This window comes from Pseudoalteromonas sp. BSi20495, from assembly GCF_000241185.1.
Classification (GTDB): domain Bacteria; phylum Pseudomonadota; class Gammaproteobacteria; order Enterobacterales; family Alteromonadaceae; genus Pseudoalteromonas; species Pseudoalteromonas fuliginea.
Genome location: NZ_BADY01000026.1, coordinates 74,958 through 97,550, shown reverse-complemented (window position 1 = coordinate 97,550; position 22,593 = coordinate 74,958). Strand labels below are relative to the sequence as shown.

Genomic DNA, 22,593 nt, shown 5'->3' with positions numbered 1-22,593 from the left:
TAAAAATAACTTTCAGTAAAACTTCGATTCTTTTTGTTTATAGAACATTATAAAAACAGTTGCTTTTTAGGGGCTGTAATTAAGTAATGTTGTTTCATTAGTGGATGAAACATCAATAGAGCAATTGTATGATATTCCCTGTAAATTATTGCTTTTAATCGGCTTTTTTATTGTAGTCTACTTTTGGGTCGTTAACCTTTTATTATGTATTAACTTTCATATAATAAATCTGCATATTTCAAATAATCCACGCTTTATTTTCTAAAAGTAAAATAAGCAAAAATAATTACGCTGTGTTGAAATAAAAACTAACTAATACGGTCTTGATTACTTCAAGGTTTATTTATACATTTTTGAGGGAATTTTATGACAGGTTCAATGAGTTCAGACGTACAAAATCGTCTGCAGTGGTCTCTTTTATCGCTTCGTTTGGGCGTTTTTATTGTAATGATTATGTGGACATTCGATAAATTCGTAAATCCAGGCCATAGCGCACGTATTTTCGAGCACTTTTATGGGATCAGCGGTTCATCAGACATGGTTGCTTATGTTATCGGTGCTCTGCAACTTGTATTAGTATTGGCATTTTTAGCGGGTATTAAAAAACGCATTACTTATGGTGTGATTTTTGTGATGCATGGTTTGTCTACGCTTTCATCTTATAACCAATACATTGATGGCTTCAACAACTTATTATTCTTCACTGCATGGCCAATGTGGGCTGCGTGTTTTGCACTTTACTTATTACGCGACCAAGACGTGAAATTTACTGTGAAGTAGTAAAAGAAAAAATGGTTATAAGCCATATGGCTTATAACCAATAAGTACACAGGGAGTGTGTGGAAGTCGGTTTGCATGTTATGCAACTAATGCATTGCGTCGTTGTATTGCTCAGCAAGGCTCTCTTTTTGCCCTTCGGTAAGTGCTTTACCCGCTAATTGAAACACTTCGTGTTCTTCTTCACTCAAATGATGATGTACCAAATGGTGTAGCTTTTTAGCTGCAACTAACCATGCAGACGAGCTCATTTCGGTATCTTCAAGTTGTTCAATTAATTCATCAATTTCGTGATGTTCAGCTACGCTGTGGCGCGCTTTTTCGTGAGTTAAGTCATCAAACATAAGTGGGTTATAAAAGTAACGTTCTTCAAATTTTGCGTGATTTTCTAATTCTGTTTTTAGCTCATCCATTAGCGTGTGGCGCTGCTCTGTGTCGCCGTGTGTTTGAATAAGCGCATCTACCAATTCTCGTTGTTTGTCGTGATCGTGACGTAGTGCTTCAAAAATATTCATAACTAGTCCTTTTACAATTTATTTGCTTATATCATTAACTAGCAAACTAAATGCCAAATATTAAGTTATTGTATTTTAATAAATTTAATTTAATTTTTTATTCCTTGGCTGCGATCACTGTAAATTTTACAGTGATATGAATGCAATAATTTCAGGCTTTTGCGTAGTTCAATTATAAAAGTGAGTATAAATTCCTACAGAACCTTACAAATATTTACTGGTTGTTTATTTTATAGCAGTGATAAAGTATCAGTGTTATTTGGGTACAACCTATATATTACTCTCACACATAAATGCCTAGTAGCACGTTAACTTAATAGGATAGTTTAAGGATGAACATAAAAAGCCCCATCGCCGCATTATTGCTGTGCGCTCTACTGAGTGCATGTAGTACTGCCTCGCGTTCTGACCCTAACTTGCAGCTGTGATTTAAAGTAAATAAGTTGCGTAAAAATAGGATTATTTATGAAGCAATTATTGATAGTAATTTCACTTTTTTTATTACTAAGCGCTTGTGCGGCGCAGCCTCGGCAAAATGTATGGAACAAGCAGATATTGCATACGAAACCGATACACGTAAAAATGAGACATTAGATAATGAATGCAAAGCTGCAAAAGTTAATATGCCTAATAAAGAGCTTGAGAATCATGGCTTGGGTGATAGAAGCCTTTTACAGCTAATAGTTAGTTTTTTAAATGGCGTATTTAAATAGTAAAAATATAATTAAATAAGGTATGTATGAGAGAAGAACTAAGAGCAAAAATAATTACCGTATGCGATAAAAAAATAGCAGCTAAAGGCGAAAATGTAGGGCTTTCTTTTTATGCATTTTTTGCTAATAAAAACGACGACCCAGAGCTACTTATGGAGGCCGCTACTTGGTGGATACACACCCATAAATTAGATCATTTTGTAAAAGCACATAAAATTAAACAGATGGTTTTAGATGGACTTTAGTCAAGTAAATGAGCAAGTACTTTTAGCTGTGCTTATTTAATCAACAACGACTTGGTTTCTTCCGTTTTCTTTTGCTTTATAAAGTAATTTATCTGCATGTTTAATAAGAACATCTAGTGTGCTTTTTAAAGGGCTACTTACAGAGGCTCCCACACTAAAAGTGATTTTTGTATCACTAGGAAGGTCTTTTATATTACTACAATGCTCGGTAAACCTAGTGGCGAGCTGGTCAAATATATCTCGAATAGCTAGTTCGTCAACCAAATTAAGTGCAAACAACCATTCTTCGCCGCCGTAACGGCCAAACTGATGATCATTACCTAGTGTTTCTTTTGCAGCTTTTGCAAAGGCAATAAGAACTAAATCTCCAACATTGTGACCAAATTGGTCGTTAATTTTTTTAAAGTAGTCTAAGTCAACAATTGCTATTGTCATTCTACCTTCATCAAGCTTTGTTTCTGCTGCGCGTATTATTCCTCTGCGATTAGGGCTATTTGTTAGATAATCTGTTAATGAAATATCGTGATATTTTTGACGTTGTCGAGCTTGCCGATAAAATAAAAATAATGAAGCAATCACTAAAATAAACGCAATAGCAGCGCTGAGTCGCCAAATTATTTTTTGTTGGTACTCTTCTTTAGCTTGTAGTTCACTAATATCTTTTGCGTACTCTAGTTGCTGTATTTTCTCTTCTTTTTCTTTTACTTCAAACTGTACCTGTAGTGTTTTTATATTACTTTCACTGGTAGCTTCGTAGTGTTTTTTTGTATAAAGGAGCTTTTGTTCAATTGCTTCAAAAGCCTCGTTAGTGTAGTTAAGGTGTCGCTTTAACTCATAGCGTTTACTTAAAAAATCGGCTTTATAAATACTGCGGCTGAATTTATCTAAGTTTAAAAACACCTCATCGTTTGCTTCATTTGCTTGCTCAAGTAAATCTAGTTTTATATATATGTCAGCTAACAAAATGAGCGATGCGAGTTGCATGTCGTGTACACCTGCAGAACGAGCAAGCTCAATGTTCTCTTTAGTTAAAGTTAAAGCTTTATCGTAGTTTGCTTGTAAGTACTCAATGCTAGCAATTGAGTATTGGGCAAAGGTTAAGCCTTTTTGCATATTAGCTTTTTTAAAATAGAGCAATGCTTTGTCTAGGTATATTAAGGCATCTTTAGGTTTTTTTATCTCGAGCAATATATTGCCTAAACTCCAATATGCTTTTGCAGTAAAAAGCCCATCTTGTGTTTGCTCATATGCTGCAACCGCTTTTTTTGCATAATATATGGCTTTGTCTTTTTCGTTTAGATAATTATATGCATCGGCTATTTTTCTAAAAAAGTATCCCTGAGATGCTGAGTCGTCATCTTTTAATGCTAATTCTAGCCCTTCTAGTGCAACATTTAGGGTCTTTTTCAATGCATCTGTATCGGTGTAATAGTAAGCAAGTGCTCGTAAAATAATAATTTTTTCTTTAGATAAATGCTGTTGCAAGCTCTCTTCTAATTTTGTGGCTAGCATGTGTGCTGGAGCTGGGTTTGCATCCCTCGCTAGAGACTTGAGTTGTGATTCGAGAAATAATAAATATACACTTTTTTGGTTTGGTAACTCTTTGTTCTTTAAGTAATAGGATAAGTGAGTATTTAACGCTGCGTATTTTTCTTGTCTAAAAAGTAGCTCCGCATACAAAGCGGCCGCTTCTAGATGAAGTTTTTCCCAATTTTGCTCTTTGCTTATTTTAAACGCTTGAGCGAGTTTGTCTTCATTTTGAAGATAGTCTAATTCATTTAGTTTTATGCTATTGATGAGAGTTTGAGTCGTGTCAAAGTCTAGCGCATGTGAAGTTGCATTTAATGAAACGCCGTTAGCAGAGGCAAGTTTACTAAAAAGTAAAAATAAAAGGAGAACAATATACTTTGCCCATAAAGTATTACCTAAAATCTTTATTTGTGTATTGTTAGCCATGTTAATCCTTTGCTGATTTATTTTTATTATTGAAATACTTATTCACAGTGCTTAATAAACTTGGGTTTGAACAGTTTTTTATACTCATCATTGAAGAAAAAGACCACAAACAATATCAATTAAATTTAATAAAAACCAACACATTGAATAATATAGCTGTTATAGCAAAGTGTTTTATTAAAAATCAGCGGCTACTTCAAACTCTAATCGTTTAAGCGTAATAGGGTGAGTAAATGCTAAGTATTCTGCATGTAAATGTAATCTATCGGCCTTTTGCCCGTAATGTGTGTCGCCTATAATTGGCATGTTTAAACCTAAGCTGTGCGCACAATGCACTCTTAATTGATGAGTTCGCCCTGTTTTAGGGTATAACTGTAATCGGGTAATATTGTTGTTACGCTCTAAAACCTGCCAGGTAGTAAGTGATGGCTTACCGTGTGTGTAACACACCATTTGGCGCGGTTTATCATCAAAGTCGAGCACTAAGGGCAAATCAATTACTCCGCTATCCTCAGCTACGTTACCATTAACTAATGCTACATAACGTTTATCTATGGTGCGTTCAATAAACTGCTTTTGCAGTGCTTTGTGCACGCGTTTATTAAGCGCAATCATCAATAACCCAGAAGTCGACATATCTAATCTGTGAACAATTAGTGGCCCTGATGCCTCTGGAAACTGCGTTTTGATTCGCATATAAACTGAGTCATCAATATTAACGCCAGGTACCGATAAAAACTCAGCGGGCTTATTTACCACAAGTAAGTCGTCATCTTTATAAACAATACTTAAATCTTTACCCTGAGCTGGGTTAATAAGTAGCGGGTTATCTTCAACATCTAAACCCTTTAGCATGTGCCCAAGTATTGGTTGGCATTTACTGTAACAAGAAGGGTAGTAGTTTTTATGCTGCCTAATTGCTGATTTAGGTGCTGCTCCCCACCAAAACTCAGCCATAGCAAGTGGCTTTAAGTCATGTTTATAGGCGTATTGTAATAATTTAGGCGCTGCACAATCGCCAGCACCCGAAGGAGGAGTGTGCTCAGGTAATGCTGCGAATATGGCATTTAAGTCTGTAGTTTCACCATTTGCATTTAAAAACTGGTACTGAGCAAATAACTTTTTTTGTAAGCTTTTAGAAAGCGTTTTACGGCGCTTTTTTAAATGAGCAATTTCATCAGAAATATTGATGTGTGTTTGCTGCAGTGACTCGATTATATTTTGCCAATAGGCTTTAAGTGCCAGCAGTTGCTTTTTTTCTACGATGCTTTGCCCTGCAAGCTTATTTTTTAACTGCTCAAAATCACTTTCGCTAAGCTCTAATTCACCTTCGGTACGTTGTGTTTTTCGTTGTTGGCGACCGGTTTGCATTACTGCCTGTTGAGCTAATAGCGCTTGCTGGTAGCTCTGTGTTGCATCATCAAGTTTGCTATTAACTTCATGCAGTTGTTCACTATTTTCTAATTGCTCAATTTGAGCATTAATATCGTTAATTATTTTACTTTGAGCCAAATAGCTATCGTCTTGCAGCTGCATGCTAGAAACAGGCGGCACAAAGCTAATGTTGCTTTTATCACCTTCAATTTGCCCCGAATAAGCGCTTAAAAAGCCTAATTGTTGCTTAGCATTTTGCACCACTAAAACCCCAAACATTTTACCTGCATTTTCTGCTTTTAAATGCGTTAACGTTTCAAGTTGTTGCTGTAATTGTTTTGTGGCTGCTACAGCTAATGGTTGCGGCTCGTAATAAAAAGGGAAAGTAAACTTTTCAGAAAGCGCGAGAGCATCAATATTTTGAGAAAATAATGTAAAGCAAGAAGCAGAATTTGACATAGAAGTATGAGAAAAGCATTCAGTAAAATAATTGAGCGCATAATAACATATTCATAGTTAAGCCACTAAAAATCTCGCACCCGCATATTCATAAACACTTTAAAGCGGACATTCATGTTTTATGTATCAGTATGGGGTCGCAGCAAACCTAGGAGTATCGTTTGTTAGTAAAGTCTCAGTAGTAATATATCTATCATTATCAAAATATTTAAGCTTATCGATTCTCAATAATTGAGCGCATTTCGAAACGATGACTTACCTGATAGATCAGAGACGAAAAATCAATTTACAGAATAACTGAATATTTAGGAGTTCTATATTATGAGTCAAAATATCGCAAGTTTTATCACTAAAACCCTCGAACAAGCGGGCGTAAAACGTATTTGGGGAGTAACTGGCGATTCACTTAACGGCATTAGTGAAAGTCTGCGAAAAATGGGAACAATTGAATGGCTAGGAACGCGACATGAAGAAGTTGCCGCATTTGCAGCTGGTGGCGAAGCCCATTTATCAGGCGAGCTTGCGGTGTGTGCGGGTTCTTGCGGGCCAGGTAACCTTCATTTAATTAATGGCTTATTTGATTGTCAGCGCAATAATGTACCAGTATTAGCTATTGCCGCACACATTCCTTCATCTGAAATTGGCAGTAGTTATTTTCAAGAAACCCATCCGCAAGAATTATTTAAAGAATGCAGTGTGTATTGTGAAATGGTTTCGAGCCCCGAGCAAATGCCGTACCTGCTAGAAACCGCAATGCGACAAGCAATATTAAACAAAGGCGTGAGTGTACTTGTGCTACCTGGCGACATTGCATTAAAAGATATGCCTAAAGCTATCAAGCCAAAATGGAACGTGCCAAAACTAGCAACTTATACCCCCGCTTTATCTGATATTGAAGCGATGGCGACTCATCTTAATAAAAGTAAAAAAGTAACCTTATTGTGTGGTGCTGGTTGTAAGAATGCCCACGACGAAATTGTTGCGCTAGCCGAAAAATTACAAGCACCGATAGTGCATGCCATGCGCGGTAAAGAGTTTATTGAATACGATAACCCTTATGATGTTGGTATGACCGGATTTATTGGTTTTGCGTCGGGCTATCATGCAATGCAAGAAGCCGATACGTTATTAATGATTGGTACTAGTTTTCCTTATCGTGCTTTTTATCCCGAAAATACCACCATATTACAAATTGATAATCAGGCTGCGTCACTCGGGCGACACGTGCAAATTGACTGTGGCGTGTTAGGGGATACTAAAAATTCAGTGACCACACTGCTTGATTATATTAAAGGTGAACGGACAAGTTCGCACTTACAAAAATGTGTTAAAAATTACAAAGAGTCTCGACAAGATCTTGATGAACTTGCCAGTGGCAAAACCTCGCAAAATTTAATTCATCCGCAATACCTAACACGTTTACTCAACGAACAAGCGACTGACGATGCTGTTTTTACTTGTGATGTAGGTACGCCAACAGTGTGGGCTGCGCGTTATTTATCAATGAATGGTAAGCGCCGCTTAATTGGATCGTTTAATCATGGCTCTATGGCAAATGCTATGTCGCAGGCAATGGGGGTTCAATCTGTAGATAGAGATCGCCAAGTCATTGCAATGTGTGGTGATGGTGGCTTTTCGATGTTAATGGGGGACTTAATCTCACTTAAACAGCTCAATTTACCAATAAAGATTGTTGTTTATAATAATCGCTCACTTAGTTTTGTGGCTATGGAAATGAAAGCCAGTGGGTTTTTATCAAGCGATACCGATTTAGAAAACCCAAGCTTTGCTAACATTGCACAGGCCTGTGGCTTAAAAGGGATTCATGTGGACGACCCTAAAAAATTACCATCGGCAATGAGCGAGATGATGAACCATTCAGGACCTGTTGTTTTAGAAGTCGATACCGCAAAACAAGAGCTTTCAATGCCGCCGCAAATCAAATTAGAGCAAGCAAAAGGCTTTAGTGTTTACATGATGAAAGCGCTGATAAATGGAAAAGGCGATGAAGTTGTCGAACTGGGTAAAACTAATTGGTTACGTTAGTTAAGTTACTTCCCTATTGAGTGCTTTGGCTCAATAGGGAAGTATGAAGCAATAATGTCCTCTATTATGTGCTTATTGCAAAGGTATGCCTTTCACGTAATGTAAAAAACGTCGGACATACTTTCTTAAATATTAATAAACCATAGTGCTTTCTTGTAACTTGTTGAACTAAAGGTAAAATAACATGAAGTTTGTATAGAGTAGGTAATAGTAATAACCTATGAGGTCAATTACGTGTTTATAAAAGTAGGTATAGAGCGTGATTAAAATTGAAGACTTTTCTTTAGCATGGCGCTGGATTAGCTCATCCCATGGTGATTTTTCTAAAGATACACTAAATAAACTCAATCCATTGAGTGAAGATCAAGCAAGAGCATTAATTGCCGCCACACCCATTAACTTTCCGTTTGGAGCAAAAAGATTCGACTCCACACAAGGGAGTGAGTTAACACGCCAATGGTTAAAGGGCTTAGTAAATGATTCGGAAACAGTAACAATTTGCTGGGATCAAGAAACAGCATTAGCCCTACCTTGGATAGTTTTTTGTGATCACTGGGATGATTTTTGCTATCCATCAAGTGATGACATAAATCTGTATTTAACCTGAACTCTGGTTAAGAGATTTACTAAAATATTGAATCATAGTGATATTTAAATTTATTTTCTCTAGCCAGAGATTTTTTAGTGAAAACAAGGCGAATTTACGCGTCAATAGCTGGCCTATTGCAAGTAAATTCAACGCAGTTAGCGCTGAAAATAGCTGCTTGAGATAGATTTATTATCCAGAGTTCAGGTTATTTAGAAAGCGGTGAACTGTTTTTACGTTGGAATCACTATGAGGTTTTTGAGTTTGACTCAAGTGCAATGTAATGAGCTAAAACACTTAGTATTGGCCTCAATTGCTACTTGGCGGTTGTTTTTAGCTTAACGTTTCACTCGCTTTACTCAATTAAAGTAAAGCGAGTGCTCAGTATCACTTACAAACTCTTTTTAGGCGGTAGGGCGACGTTTGCAAATATTAGCCCTGCAACAAGCGACATAAATATTAAAAACGTTTGCTGGCCTATATGCTCTGCATATATAAAGTCTTGGCCTTCAATGAGTGAGTTTAAGCCAATATACGTTTTGCTACCTGGTACTAATACAATTAAGCCTTGCATGGCCACAATAGAGGCCGGCGCATTAGCAACGCGGTTAAACAAGTTACTAAAAATACCCACCGATAAAGCACCCACAAACGTACCTAACGTGTAATCAAGGTACATAGCCGAGCCAATACTGGTGCCGTACGCTATAAAGCCTGATGCTATAGACCACACAGCGTGTTTAAGTTTGGTTCTAAAAATAACGATTAGGCTACTACAAAGTAAAAATATAGCCAGCCATGCAGTCCATTTTGGTAGAGGATCAGGTTGTACAAAGTCAGCTTGCCCAAAGAGTGCAAAGCCAATACCTATACCAATAAAACCGCCAAAATAGAGTTTAAATAACAGCATAAACGAGTCCATGACTCTTGCTGTACCCGACACTAAATGCCGCGCCGCAAGCTCTGCTAAGCCAAGCGCAAGTGCTAAACCGGGTATAAACACAATAATGGCCGAAAGTACCACCAAACGTATGTTTATTTCAGGTGTTATATACACACTTACTGCACACGCAAGTATTGCCGATATTATGGCTACCAATGGTTCAAGCATATGAGCTACGCGTTTTGAGCGTCCAGACCAAAGTACAAACACATAAACAACCAAAGTAAGTAGCGATGACCAAATAACATCAGTCCAGCTAGTACCCATTAACATGGCAAACGCACCACCAGAAGTTGCAAAGGCAACGCCCGTAACAAGTTTATTGTATGGGTTTGGCATGTCGTAAATAGCATCTAACTGGGCGTCAACTTCTTGTAAAGTTAACTTGTCGTCAAGCATTTGGTTTACAAGGTCGTCGGTATCGGCAAGTGAGCCTAAATCGTGATCGCCAGGGTCTACACGCGCAACATGGGTGTACTCGTCTTCGTGGCCATCAGTCCAAATAACAAACGTTACCGAAGTTGGCGACATAACAAACGACGATTTAAGTCCTAAATAGGTAGCCACTTCCATTAGGTGGGCTTCTAGGCGGTAAGCAGGCGTACCATACTTGTGAAGCATTTTACCCAATTTAACGATAAATTTGCGTTTTTCTGTAAAGGTTGCAGTTTTCAAATCTTTTTGGACCAAATATTGCGATAACTAAGCTAAAAATATAGACAATACAGCTAAAACTGCCCACGTTTGATGGGCGCGATTTTAAACACTAATTGGTGTGTGTCTAGTCATTTTTAATCTAATTTTTTATTTTTTTCAGCTATCCATTGCGACATGTATTGAGTGCTGCGCATTGTATGATGTTTGAGCATTTGGCCTGTAAAGTTTTTTTCGCGATGACCCTCTAAATCGCTACTTATTGAATCGATTTTTTTAATTAACGCCGTGCTCAATTGTGCTTTATCGTAGAGCGTATTAAGGAGTGTATTGCCATCTTGTTGTGCTTGTTCAAAGTCACTTTGATTGTTGTACATTTCAATGGCAGCATTGGCAAAATCGTCGGCGGTGTTGGCTATTTTACCAGGCCATGGTAAATCGTCATGCATGCCTTCTACGCCAATATTGGTGGTAACGCTGGGTGTTTGCATAATCATGGCTTCAAGCAATTTACCTTTAATGCCAGCACCAAAGCGCAGTGGTGCTAAACATACACGTGCGCTTTGCATTACATCAAACGCATTATCGGCCCAGCCTTTTATTAAAAACCCTGTTTTAGGGTTATTTAGCGCCGTAGCTTTTGGTGGTGGATAAGAGCCATAAATATGAAGTTCTGCTTTTGGAAGTTGCTTGCGAATAAGTGGCCATATTTTTTGTAAGTGCAACACGGCATCCCAGTTTGGCGCGTGCCTAAAATTGCCTATGGTCATAAAATGTTGGCGCTGCTCAAACGTTTTAGTACTTGCAGGTAATGAGCTTAAATCGACCATAAATGGTAAATGGTGCAATAAGCTTGGCTCTATTTTAAATACGCTGCTTAGTAAACGCATTTCATAGCTTGAAATAATTAAGTTTAAATCGCAGCGTAAAATAGCGGCGATTTCGCGTTTTGCTATGTCTGAGTGTAAATCGCTGATTGTAAACTCACGCTCACCTTTAAACGCTTCGTGACGAGCGTTACGCAGACATTGTAAATCTTCGGTATCTAAAATTTTAATCGCATGAGGGCAATGTTTATCGACGCGCCAGCCAAATTGTTCTTCCATCATAAAACGGTCAAACATGACTATATCTGGGTTATAGGCTTTAACGTATTCGTCAAAGCTATCGCAGTTTAGTGCAATGCTTTGGCTGGTTATGCCAAAAGCGTCAAGGTTTACCATGTGCTCTGTGCGCTGCGCGGGCGTTGCAAATTCAACGTCCCAGTTTTGCGCTCTAAAAGTATTTAATAACGACATCATGTGCGTTCCCGCAGCAGATGAATTTGGTTCTGGCCATACGAAACCAATTACCAGCACTTTTTTCATTGGCTAGAATCTCTAATTAGTGAGTTTACATTTACCAGTGTTTTTACTGGCGGAGCTGTGTTTTGTAGCAATTCTTTGAGTACTAGGTGACAACGTTTAGCAATGTCATGTGTGTTAATTACAACGGTGCTTAAGCTGTAAGGCATAACGCTATAATAAGGTAAGTGGTAGCAGCTCGCTATTTTTATATTGTTATTGGTTGGTATGTTAAGCGTCTGTATTGCAGCAAAAACACCTTGTGCAATTATATCATTTTCGCATACAAGGGCGCTTAACTGAGGGTGTTTTGCGTAAGCTTCAATAAATGCATTTTTAGCACTAAGCGCTTGGTTTTGACTGCATGATATGGCTACCAAAGGCGTAACGCCGTGCTGTGAGCAAGCAGTATTAAAGCCACTTTGAAGTGCTTGAGAGTCGCTTAGCGTTAGCTCGCTTCCTATAAATGCAATATGTGTAACGCCTTGTGCAAGCAAATGCATGCTGGCTACGTGGCTGGCTTTTTTATAATCGGGAAGTACGCATGGCGCTGCGCTAAAGGGAACTTCTCGCATTAAGGTCATTACTTTTTGCTGTGCGCTGAGAGTATCGAGCCATTTGGCACAAGTATTAGCAACAGGGCAAATAATAAATGCGGCGGCGTTGTATTCTTTTAAGTTTTTAACCGCGTTTGTTTGCAGCTCAAGATTATTATTACTACTTACTATCATGGCTTGTAAGTTATTTTCGTTTAAAATACGCTCAAGGTTAGTCGCGAGTTGCGCCATATACGGATTAGTTAAATCGTTTATTACAATAGCGACTAAGTTAGAGCGCCTTGAGCGCATAGCTGCTGCATCGCGATTGTAAATGTAGCCTAGTTCGTCAATGGCTTTTAGTACTTTTTGTTTACTTTTTTTGCCGACTTTATCGCTTTGAGTAAGCACCAAGGATACGGTTGACTTTGATACACCAGCAAGATCTGCAACATCAAAAATAGTGACTGATTTAGCTCTGTTCTGCATTGTACTTAAAGTGCCGAAATAGTTAATAAATAGCGCAATAGTGTAGCTTAAATAACACTATTAAGTCATCTATTGGAATACTTTAAACGAGCTTAATGCTTTATGAACAAAGCAAAACGTGTTTATATACGTTTATAAAAGTAAAAAATAACAAAAGGATAAAAACATGAACGCTTTTAGGCTGTTAGTTGCCTTTATTTGTTGTGTTGCATTATTGCCAGCAAGTTATGCAGAACAAGGGTATCAAATGCCCTCACCAGAGCTTGCAGCTTTGGTTGATGCTAAATTAGCCCCCACTAGTTACTCGTCGAGCGATGGTCAGTGGCTTGCATTATTTGAACGCAAACGAGTGGTAACACTTGATGAGCTTGCAAAAGAAGAGCTTAAGCTTGCAGGGATTAAATTGAACCCAGCTAATTTTTCGCGTTCTCGTGTGAGCGCTAAGTTTAGCGCTGTTGAACTTAAACATGTTCGCACTGGTACAGTGATTAGTATTAATAATTTACCACGCGGTATTATTCGCTCTCCTCAGTGGTCGTCTAACAGCAAGTATTTAGCGTTTATAGTTGAGCAACCTAGCCAAGCAAATTTATGGCTTTACAATGTTGAAACAAAACAAGCAAAAGAGCTTTCAAGTGCAGCACTCAATTCAGTAATAACAGCAACTCCCTACGAATGGTTACCTGACAGTAGCGCCATAGTGGCAAACTTGGCGGTAAATGTTGGTAAACCTGCTTTGCAAAACGACAGTCAAAATGTAGTGCCTGTTATTCAACAAAGCACTGGTGAAAAAGCGCCCGCCCGCACTTATCAAAATCTATTAACAAGCCCATTTGATGAAGCGCAGTTTAAATTTTATGGCTTAGGTCAGCTGGCTTACATAACACTTGATGGTAATGCCCAAGCAATTGGACGTCCTTCTTTATTTAAAGCGTTTTCGATATCACCTGATTCGACAAATATATTGGTTGCAGGTATTAGCCAGCCATTTTCGTATCAAGTACCGTACAGCCGTTTTGCAAGCACTTGGCAAATATGGGGCATGCGCGGTTATGTTTTAGCCGAACTTGCAAAGCAACCTCTTGCCGATAATATTCCGCAAGGTTATGACAGTGTTCGCACTGGCCGCCGTGATTTTGAATGGCGAGCCGATCAAGGCGCTGAAGTTATTTGGGCGCAGGCGCAAGATGGCGGCGACATGAAAACCGACGTTGAGCACCACGATTATCTTTACAGCTTACGTGCACCATTTAAACGCGAGCCTAAATTGTTTGCCAAAGTAGAGCGCCGTTACGCGGGAATGGAGTGGAGCAACGAGAACATTGCAATGCTGACAGATTGGCGCTTTAGTGATCGCCAAGTACGTACTTACATCGTACAACCACGAAATGCCGACAGAAACCGCGTTTTATTTTCAGAGCGTAGTTATAACGATGCGTATAAAGATCCAGGTAATGCAATTTACGAGCACAACGATTTAGGTGCTAACGTTATTAAGATTGTAGGCGGGCGTTATATTTACCTGCGCGGTAATGGTGCTTCAGAGCAAGGTAATGTGCCGTTTTTAGATAGGTACGATGTTAAAACAAATAGCAGTAAGCGTTTATGGCAATCACAAGCACCATACTACGAGCGCGTACGCGCACTGCTTGACGACGAAGGTGAGCGATTTATTACTATTCGTGAATCTAAAACTGAGCAACCTAACTTTTTTATACGCGATTTAGATAACGACACGCTAACGCAACTAACAACATTTGAGCACCCGTACCCTGCATTTAAAGGGGTAACTAAAGAGCAATTACGTTATAAACGTGACGACGGGGTTGAGCTTTCTGGCACGCTTTATTTGCCACCAGGGTATGACAAAACACAAGGCCCGTTACCGGTACTTATGTGGGCTTACCCACTTGAATACAAAGATAAAGCGGTTGCATCGCAAGTACGCGAATCGCCTTATGCATTTACCTACATTGGTTATTGGGGCCCAATGCCTTACCTTGCCAAAGGGATTGCCGTGTTTGACGACCCTAAAATGCCAATAGTGGGTATTGATGGCAGCGAGCCAAACGATAACTTTAGAAAGCAGTTAGTATCAAGTGCGCAAGCAGCTGTTGATGTATTAGTTAAAAAAGGTATTGCCGATAAAGATAAAATTGCCATAGCAGGGCACTCGTATGGTGCATTTATGGTTGCTAACTTATTGGCTCATAGCGATTTATTTAAAACCGGTATTGCCCGCAGTGGCGCGTATAACCGCACATTAACGCCGTTTGGTTTTCAAGGAGAAGAGCGTGATTTTTGGCAAGCACAAAGTGTGTACGCTAATATGTCGCCGTTTTTCCATGCTGAAAAAATTAACGAACCAATGCTAATGATCCACGGCCAAGAAGATCCTAATTCAGGAACCTTCCCAATGCAAAGTGAGCGCATGTACGCAGCCCTAAAAGGTTTAGGTAAAGATGCCCGCTTAGTAATGCTCCCTTATGAAGCACATGGTTACCGCGCGCGTAAAAGCTTATTGCATGTATTGTGGGAACAAGAACAGTGGTTAGATAAGTATTTGTTAAATGATACAGCAAAGCCAGTAGAGGTCATTACTGAACCAATGGTAAGTGCTGGGAAATAGTAATAAACATGAGTAAGTAACAGCGCGGCTACTTATAGCCGCGTTTTTGCTTTTAATATGAGAGTAAATTAATGATTGATGTAGCAGCACTTGCGGTTTTTATTCCTACGTTCTTTTTTGTGTCTATCACCCCTGGTATGTGTATGACGCTCGCTATGACTTTGGGTATGAGCATTGGCGTGCGCCGGACATTATGGATGATGATAGGCGAGCTATTAGGTGTCGCAAGTGTTGCTATAGCTGCGGTATTAGGCGTTGCAAGCGTAATGCTAAATTACCCAGATGCGTTCGCTATTTTAAAGTGGGTAGGCGGCGCGTACTTAATTTATATTGGCGTTAACATGTGGCGAGCCAAAGGAAAAATGTCGGTCGATACCTCAAAGCCAAGTGATGTAAGTAGGCAGTCGTTATTTACCCAAGGTTTTGTAACTGCAATTGCAAATCCTAAGGGCTGGGCGTTTATGATTTCACTACTGCCGCCATTTATAAGTGTTGAGCATGCTGTAGCTCCTCAGCTTTTAGTATTGTTAAGTGTAATAATGGTGAGCGAATTTGTATGCATGTTAGCTTACGCAACAGGCGGTAAAAGCCTGCGTTTATTTTTAAGCCGTGGCGATAATATAAAATGGATGAACCGTATTGCTGGCAGCTTAATGGCTGCTGTAGGTATCTGGTTAGCGCTAGGGTAATCGCTTAGCGAAGGAACATATTTGTCATCTCTAAGTTTGACCTATTCAAAGGCCGGATGACTTTATTCACCAGCCGGCCTTCATATAATAAAAGTGAAGAATGATTACTCCGTAATCGAATTTATATAAGCGTTTATATTATGTTGGTTAGTTGGGTTTTTAGCTGCCCAACGATCATTTATACCATCTTTATTTTTATCAATTATGTCAGGGAATCCTAGAAATTGTCGTTCATATTCTTCCCAGCTTTTAATCATTTCTAGTTCACTGTTTATTAAACCTTTGCCATTAATAGGCGTACTACCATCTACTTGGTTTAACACTTGTGTATCAATATTATCTAAAAACATGCCATTGGCATTAAAATTAGCCCCTACGTTTTTTTCCTTTATAAGTGTGCTGTAGGTTTTTTGAGTACTATTTATTGTCGCACTATTTACAGCACCATTGATTGGCTCTAACTTAACTCGACTGAGTCGTTTATTATCCATTGATATATTTTTACGTTTTGCATCTTTGCTAGTGCGATAGTTTACACCCAGTCGGTTATCGGCAGTTATTTTCTCATCTCCCACAAAATAGTTACCAGATATATAAGCTTGAGACTTTGTTATATTTGGTGAGTACCATAAATCAACAAGTTGTATTGCTTTACTTGCGGGTCCCGGTTTGTAAATGTTGTTTATTAAGTTAAAGCGGCCATTCTCGCTACCATAAACATTATTGCTGCCCCAGTTAAAAATGATATTGTTGGAAAATTCAACAAATTCAAGCTGTTCATCGTAAGGGGGTTTTAAGCGTGAACCATTTAATCGTGGTGTGCGGCTATTATGATGAGCGATGACATTATTAATAAAACTGGCTTTATTCCCCCCCCAAATTCCACCATAGCCATGGTGTCCTTTAGGGTGGATTGAATGATTAAGGCTCGCAGCTACAATTGAATTTTGCAGCGTGAATCGTTGGTTATTATAAAAGCTAGCAGTTTCATCGACTGACCAACTAAATGAGCAGTGATCAATTATTATATCTCGGCTATTGCGCACGGACATCGAATCTTCAGCTAATTTAAATGTACCAAGGCGAAAACGCATATAGCGAATAATGATATGATCAGCATCCGAAACTTGAACTGGCGCACCCGCAACGGTAATGCCACCAGGAGAGGTTTGCCCTGCAATAGTTAAAAAGCCACTTTTTACAATAATAGGTTCTTTTAAATGAATAACACCGGAGATATTAAATACCACTGTGCGCTTGTATTTACGCTTTAAGGCGTGTCTAAGTGTTCCCTTTGCTGGGTTTTTAGGATTATCTTCCAGTGAGTTAACAATATAGATTTTGCCGCCATGCCCCCCTTGCGTGTATTTCCCGTATCCATCGGCATTTTTAAAGGCTAAATTTGAGTCGAGTGCATACCCGTGAGAGGTGAATACGCCCACTAATAAAACAAATACACTTAAACTTAAATATTTAATTTTCTTATTGATTGTATCCAAAGTATGCACCCTAAAATTGTTATGTTTATAAGCTAAAGCTATCAGTAGCAAAAGCAGTTTTATTTATTTGTTGTGCTAAATTATGAAGTACGGCATTTGGTTGCCATTTATCACCAAATACCCACTGTTCGACAGTTTGTTGGGCTAAATAAGTGTTAGTGGGCTGAAAATTATTACGCGCCCATGAATAACTATTAATGTTTTGATTATTCGCAAAAAAATACCGAGCGCCAAATTTGTTTGCCTTATTACGGCTTTTATCAGGGTAGGTTTTTTTGAATATTGGTTTGTCAGCCATGTGGCTAGAGAACTGGTTATTAATTAAATAAAACTGTGCATCATAATGATGTCGACCTAACCAAAAACCTTTTACACCATCAAATTCACTGTCATTTACAACGAGCTTTTGATTTACATTGAGTTCGCCATCATGCCAAAGAGTGGCACTTTGCTTTATGTTGAAGAATTTAGAATGCTCAATTAACGCGGTACCACGAGGACACACCATATCGGTTGCGCCAGTAAATGAGCAATATGAATGGTAATATAATCCATCTTTTTTATTCCACAAACTCAGAGTATCGGCCCCGTCGGAACTAATGTTACATTGATGCAAGGTGATGCGGGTGGCGTTTTCAAAACTACGAACCGCAAACTGGTGCTCGTTAGTGTTGTGTTCTCGGCCGTAGTGATTAGTGATTTGTAAGTTGACGATATTTATATCGCTACCGTTAATATTTACAACCGCCGCCCCCCAATCACTGTCGTGATTTTTTCGCCAGTTATTTCTAAGCTCAGGAAAAGTAATTCGCGTATTACTTTGCGACTGACCAACTAAACTTAAGTTATTGCGAGTTATAAATAGCTTTTCGTTATATTCGCCAGCGCTGATTAAAATAATAACGCGTTTAAAGTGAGTACTCGCATCAATAGCTTGTTGAATAGAGCTGAAATATTTAGGGTTATGCTTATCAACATACAAAATAGTACTGGGCTCACTTCCAATGGCTGGTGTTTTTGAGTGGATGTTGCAACTAACCAATAGACAAATAACGAAAAAAGTAAACTTCATCATTAACGACCTATTATTGACGTTTTTATTGAATCAGTATCAATACCTACAATCGCCCCTCGGTGTTGAATAACCTGTCCGGCTAATAAGTTACCAGCTTTGGCACAGTCCTCTATTGAATTACCGTGTAGCCAGTATGCTAGAAACCCCGCGTTAAATGAATCCCCAGCCGCTGTTGTATCAGTAACATTATCGACTTTGTTGGTTTTAAAATAGCGGGGCTCTGAGGTGTTTTTATTACTGTACTGACAACCATCAGCACCTGTTTTTATGAGCACATGCTGAGCGCCGGCTTTGTGTAAACGAGAATGGCAAGCGGTAATATTATTATCGGCCCAAATTTGTACTTCATCATCAAAAGTGAGCAATGATAAATTAGCAAGCGCATACATGACTTTGTTGGTTTTTTTACAGTGTTCATCACTTGCCCAAAGAGCCGGGCGGTGATTACTGTCATAAATAATATCGACACCTTGATGAGCAAGCTTTGTCAGAATTTCAAGCAGGGTATTGCAATCTTTAACTGATAAAATAGCGAGTGATATCCCCGATAGATAAATAGCATCAAAATGACTAAGAAGCGCGACAATATGGTTAAAATCAGGATGTGTTACCAAATATTTTGCTGCTGAGTCGCTTCGCCAATATTGAAAAGAGCGCTCTCCTTGAACATCGTTTTGGATCATATACAAACCAACCTGTTTATCAGGTGCGATAAGTACAAAATCAGTATTTAATTGATGTTTTTGCCACTGCTTTATTATCTCGGTGCTCAAAGTGTCGGCACCCATGCAAGTAACATAATTTACATCAACACTTTGACCTGCGAGCTTTTTCAAATAAATAGCGGTATTCATTGTGTCACCGCCATAGTTTTGTTGCATAGAAGAAAATAATTGACCCGATAGCTCAACCATACACTCGCCAATAATTGCTATTTTTTTGATAGACATTTAAAGCGTGACTCCTTTTTTCCAGATAGCGACTTCACGAATATCATTTTTTTCATTACAGGTTTCTTTTCCGTTGACTATCTCAACAAGCAAGTCAACAAACTCACCATGCACTTGCTCCATACTTACATCGTTGATGAGCACACCAGCATCAAAATCTATCCAGCGTGTTTTTTTCTTAGCTAGCTCTGAATTAGTGGCAATTTTAAGCGTAGGAACAAAGCCGCCATAAGGGGTGCCACGACCAGTGGTAAATAGTACAATGTGGCAACCAGAAGCACCTAAAGCACTTGTTGCAATTGGGTCATTGCCAGGTGCATCTAGTAAGTTTAAACCGGGTACGCTCAAACGTTCACCGTAGTGTAAGACGGCTTGTACTTTGCTGCTGCCAGCTTTTTGTGTACACCCTAGTGATTTATCTTCCAATGTGGTTATTCCGCCTTTTTTGTTTCCAGGTGACGGATTTTCGTAGATGGGTTGATTATGTGCTTTGTAATAACCTTTAAAGTTGTTAACCATTTCAACTAACTTATGAAAGGTTGCTTCGTCTTTACAACGCGACATTAATAGCGTTTCGGCACCAAACATTTCTGGTACTTCGGTTAACACGGTTGTACCGCCTTGGGCTATTAAATAATCTGAAAACACACCTAGCATAGGGTTAGCTGTTATGCCCGATAGGCCATCACTGCCACCACACTCTAAACCAAATTTAACTTCACTTAATTTTCCAGGTTCGCGTTTGTCGTGCTTTATTCGACTATAAATTTCTTCGAGAAGAGCGACACCATCTTCAATTTCGTCATCAGCTTGTTGTGTGATTAAAAATTTAACGCGGTTTTCATCAAAATCCCCAAGCCCTTCTTTAAACACATTTAATTGGTTGTTTTCACACCCCAAGCCAACAACCAACGCACCGCCTGCGTTAGGGTGCAATACCATGTTTTGTAAAAGAATACGGGTTGTTTCTAAATCATCACCGAGCTGTGAGCAGCCAAATTGATGAGGAAAAACATGAATTCCGTCAATGCCAAGATCAGGGTTTCGTTGCATAAACTCTTTTTTCATTTGTGCAATCATACCGTTTACACAGCCAACAGTAGGGATAAGCCAAATCTCGTTGCGTATACCAATTTCGCCATTTTTACGACGATAAATATTAACATCGGGTGATGGAGTTGCTGCTGCTTGGTCAATAAACTCAGGGGTGTATTGATATTCAAGTTCATCGTTTAGGGTGGTTTTAACACAGTGTGTATGAACCCACGTACCTTTTGGTATATTAGCTAAAGCAAAGCCAATTGGAGCTCCATATTTTATAACTTTCTCGTCTTTTTCTATGTCACGCAAAGCTACTTTATGGCCTTTGTCTACATCTTGAGTTACTAAAATGTCGATGCCATCAACCGGTAATGTTTCGCCTGCTCCAATATTGCGCATGGCAATTGCTACATCATCGGTTGGGTGTAATTTGATTAATGGTTTCATTTTATTGACCTAATTTACTTTCAATGGTGGCTGCTACACTGGTGTTCAACATACTCTGTAGATAACCTACGATGCTTTGTTTAAGGCCTGAAATATCATTTAAATTTGTTTCCCAGTGCCAATCACAGGCTAGGAACTTTTCAACCAATTGATCAATACTTAAGCTACCACGGCCATACTCCAGCCAGTTGTCTTTAAAAAACGCTAACCATTGTTCGCTATCACTGAGAGCTATAGACTCATCATTACGTACACCACGGTAAAATAAAATTTGTCCAGCCATTGCCATCGCAATTAACTCAGGAACCTTTTGGTTTAATTCCACATATTTAAATAGCTGAGGTAGCAGGCGTGTCTTAAATTTAGTCATACTGTTTAGTGAAATAGACAATAGTAGATGGCAAATATAGGGGTTTCTAAAGCGGTTAAGTACATCGCTGGCAAACTTCTTTAGCTCATCTGCGGGTAAATCAAGGGTCGGAATAATCTCATCAGCAATGAGTTGAGTTAAATACCGTTCAAATAATTGAGTACTAAGGGCATCACCAACCGAGTCAATATTTGCCATATATGCCAGCGGCACTAACGCTGTATGTGCTCCATTTAAAATAGCCACTTTACGTTGTTTGTAAGGTGAAATATCGTCGACAATTTTTATATTTACGTCACTGTCTTTCAAACACAATAATTCAGCGAGATGTTTTGGTCCTTGAATAACAAATAAGTGAAAATACTCGGCAGTGACCATAAAGTTGTCTAAATAACCGAGTGACTCTTGCAGTTGTTGATGTTCGCCTCGTGGAAAGCCTGTCACAATACGGTCAACTAGGCTTGAGCAAAAATGGTTATGTACATTTAACCATTGGGTAAACTCTTCTGGTAATTGCCAATTTTTTGCGTACTTTAAAACGATTTCTTTGAGCTTTTCGCCATTGTAATCAATAAGTTCGCACGGAATAATGACCATGCCACTTTCTGCTGAGCCAGTAAAGTGATTAAATCGATGAAATAACCATTGTGTTAGCTTTGCTGGGAATGCTTTTGCAGGTTTATCCTCTAGCTTGTCTGAATCAATGTACTCTATGCCTGCTTCAGTTGTATTTGAAAAAATGATTTTCAAATCAGAATTTGTAGCAAGCTCTAAAAAACGCTCAAGGTTTTTATAAATAGGGATCTCTTCATTAACGCAACCAATAATACGCTCTTCACTTACGGTTTCACCTTGCTCATTTAAGCCACGAATAATAGTGGTGTACAAACCATCTTGTGTATTTAGCAGCGGTAATGTGTCGTAATCAATTGGGCGAATAATTGCAATGCCTGCACTTAGATCACTCGTTTGGTTTAATTTATCTATTTGCCAATCGACAAAAGCGCGTAAAAAGTTACCTTCACCAAATTGCATTATTTTTGTTGGGTATTTGTTTTTATTAAAGTTTTTTCTATTCAATGTTTGCATAATATAACCCATTTTGAGTATCGATTGGCCTGTTGTTGATTTCATACTACTTATAAATGCCACCGGTGGCAAATTAAATTTGACAAACTGCCACCGGTAGCGAAGAATGGCTTTTAACAACTCAAATTATTTTATTTACATTATATAAATATAGAGATTAACGATAGG

Annotated in this window: 18 protein-coding genes; 7 read left to right on the top strand and 11 right to left on the bottom strand. The window is 38.7% G+C overall.

All coding sequences use genetic code 11. The features are described from left to right. Nucleotides 1-366: 366 nt before the first annotated feature. Nucleotides 367-780: a hypothetical protein gene (locus P20495_RS15810; RefSeq protein WP_007377208.1), complete on the top strand. Its 414-nt coding sequence runs from the start codon at nt 367-369 to the stop codon at nt 778-780. 86 nt (nt 781-866) lie between these two features. On the opposite strand, the gene P20495_RS15815 is transcribed toward P20495_RS15810, so the two are convergent. Further along, nucleotides 867-1,292 (bottom strand): hemerythrin domain-containing protein, encoded by a 426-nt coding sequence (locus P20495_RS15815; RefSeq protein ID WP_008134499.1) that lies wholly within the window; start codon nt 1,290-1,292, stop codon nt 867-869. 539 nt (nt 1,293-1,831) lie between these two features. Between P20495_RS15815 and P20495_RS15820 the strand changes: the two genes are divergently transcribed. Both P20495_RS15820 and P20495_RS15825 read left to right on the top strand, forming a co-directional pair. Beyond that, nucleotides 1,832-2,005: a hypothetical protein gene (locus P20495_RS15820; RefSeq protein ID WP_242401459.1), complete on the top strand. Its 174-nt coding sequence runs from the start codon at nt 1,832-1,834 to the stop codon at nt 2,003-2,005. Between the two features lie 26 nt (nt 2,006-2,031). Then, complete coding sequence (locus P20495_RS15825; protein ID WP_007377212.1) at nt 2,032-2,250, top strand: DUF6500 family protein; 219 nt, start codon at nt 2,032-2,034, stop codon at nt 2,248-2,250. A gap of 36 nt (nt 2,251-2,286) precedes the next feature. On the opposite strand, the gene P20495_RS15830 is transcribed toward P20495_RS15825, so the two are convergent. Continuing rightward, nucleotides 2,287-4,206, bottom strand: a complete 1,920-nt coding sequence (locus P20495_RS15830) for a GGDEF domain-containing protein (protein ID WP_008134493.1) — start codon at nt 4,204-4,206, stop codon at nt 2,287-2,289. A gap of 177 nt (nt 4,207-4,383) precedes the next feature. After that, the gene (locus P20495_RS15835) at nt 4,384-6,039 is read right to left on the bottom strand and encodes an RluA family pseudouridine synthase (protein WP_008134491.1); all 1,656 of its coding nucleotides are present in this window, start codon (nt 6,037-6,039) and stop codon (nt 4,384-4,386) included. Between the two features lie 321 nt (nt 6,040-6,360). On the opposite strand from P20495_RS15835, the gene poxB reads away from it, so the two are divergent. Together poxB and P20495_RS15845 are read left to right on the top strand one after the other, a co-directional pair. Continuing rightward, a complete protein-coding gene (gene poxB, locus P20495_RS15840) occupies nt 6,361-8,085 on the top strand; it encodes a ubiquinone-dependent pyruvate dehydrogenase (protein WP_008134489.1) in 1,725 nt (574 codons plus the stop codon). 259 nt (nt 8,086-8,344) lie between these two features. Beyond that, nucleotides 8,345-8,692, top strand: a complete 348-nt coding sequence (locus P20495_RS15845) for a hypothetical protein (protein WP_008134487.1) — start codon at nt 8,345-8,347, stop codon at nt 8,690-8,692. Nucleotides 8,693-9,062: 370 nt separating this feature from the next. Here P20495_RS15845 and P20495_RS15850 read toward each other — a convergent pair whose 3' ends face one another. The 3 genes from P20495_RS15850 to P20495_RS15860 all read right to left on the bottom strand — a co-directional run bounded on the left by P20495_RS15850 (nt 9,063) and on the right by P20495_RS15860 (nt 12,636). Further along, complete coding sequence (locus P20495_RS15850) at nt 9,063-10,289, bottom strand: threonine/serine exporter ThrE family protein (RefSeq protein WP_008134486.1); 1,227 nt, start codon at nt 10,287-10,289, stop codon at nt 9,063-9,065. A gap of 116 nt (nt 10,290-10,405) precedes the next feature. Further along, the gene (locus P20495_RS15855) at nt 10,406-11,635 is read right to left on the bottom strand and encodes a glycosyltransferase (protein WP_008134484.1); all 1,230 of its coding nucleotides are present in this window, start codon (nt 11,633-11,635) and stop codon (nt 10,406-10,408) included. Continuing rightward, nucleotides 11,632-12,636: a LacI family DNA-binding transcriptional regulator gene (locus P20495_RS15860; protein ID WP_008134483.1), complete on the bottom strand. Its 1,005-nt coding sequence runs from the start codon at nt 12,634-12,636 to the stop codon at nt 11,632-11,634. Before P20495_RS15860 ends, P20495_RS15855 begins: the two co-directional genes overlap by 4 nt. Nucleotides 12,637-12,802: 166 nt before the next feature. Here P20495_RS15860 and P20495_RS15865 point away from each other — a divergent pair, with 166 nt between their 5' ends. Both P20495_RS15865 and P20495_RS15870 read left to right on the top strand, forming a co-directional pair. Further along, complete coding sequence (locus tag P20495_RS15865; RefSeq protein ID WP_008134481.1) at nt 12,803-15,265, top strand: prolyl oligopeptidase family serine peptidase; 2,463 nt, start codon at nt 12,803-12,805, stop codon at nt 15,263-15,265. 71 nt (nt 15,266-15,336) lie between these two features. Then, nucleotides 15,337-15,954: a LysE family translocator gene (locus tag P20495_RS15870; RefSeq protein ID WP_007377221.1), complete on the top strand. Its 618-nt coding sequence runs from the start codon at nt 15,337-15,339 to the stop codon at nt 15,952-15,954. 104 nt (nt 15,955-16,058) lie between these two features. Here the strand turns inward: P20495_RS15870 and P20495_RS15875 are convergent, their stop codons facing one another. The 5 genes from P20495_RS15875 to P20495_RS15895 are packed head-to-tail and all read right to left on the bottom strand — an operon-like array spanning nt 16,059 to nt 22,470. After that, nucleotides 16,059-17,462, bottom strand: coding sequence for a polysaccharide lyase family 1 protein (locus P20495_RS15875; RefSeq protein ID WP_242401458.1), 1,404 nt, complete (start codon nt 17,460-17,462; stop codon nt 16,059-16,061). 16 nt (nt 17,463-17,478) lie between these two features. Then, on the bottom strand, nt 17,479-18,528 hold the full coding sequence (locus P20495_RS15880) for a pectinesterase family protein (RefSeq protein WP_008134479.1): 1,050 nt from the start codon (nt 18,526-18,528) through the stop codon (nt 17,479-17,481). Continuing rightward, complete coding sequence (locus tag P20495_RS15885) at nt 18,528-19,478, bottom strand: sugar kinase (protein ID WP_008134478.1); 951 nt, start codon at nt 19,476-19,478, stop codon at nt 18,528-18,530. The genes P20495_RS15880 and P20495_RS15885 overlap by 1 nt, the downstream gene beginning before the upstream one ends. Further along, entirely contained in the window at nt 19,479-20,966 is a 1,488-nt protein-coding gene (locus P20495_RS15890) for a UxaA family hydrolase (protein WP_008134477.1), read from the bottom strand. It lies immediately after the preceding gene. 1 nt (nt 20,967) lies between these two features. Continuing rightward, on the bottom strand, nt 20,968-22,470 hold the full coding sequence (locus tag P20495_RS15895; RefSeq protein ID WP_008134476.1) for a tagaturonate reductase: 1,503 nt from the start codon (nt 22,468-22,470) through the stop codon (nt 20,968-20,970). Nucleotides 22,471-22,593: the final 123 nt, after the last annotated feature.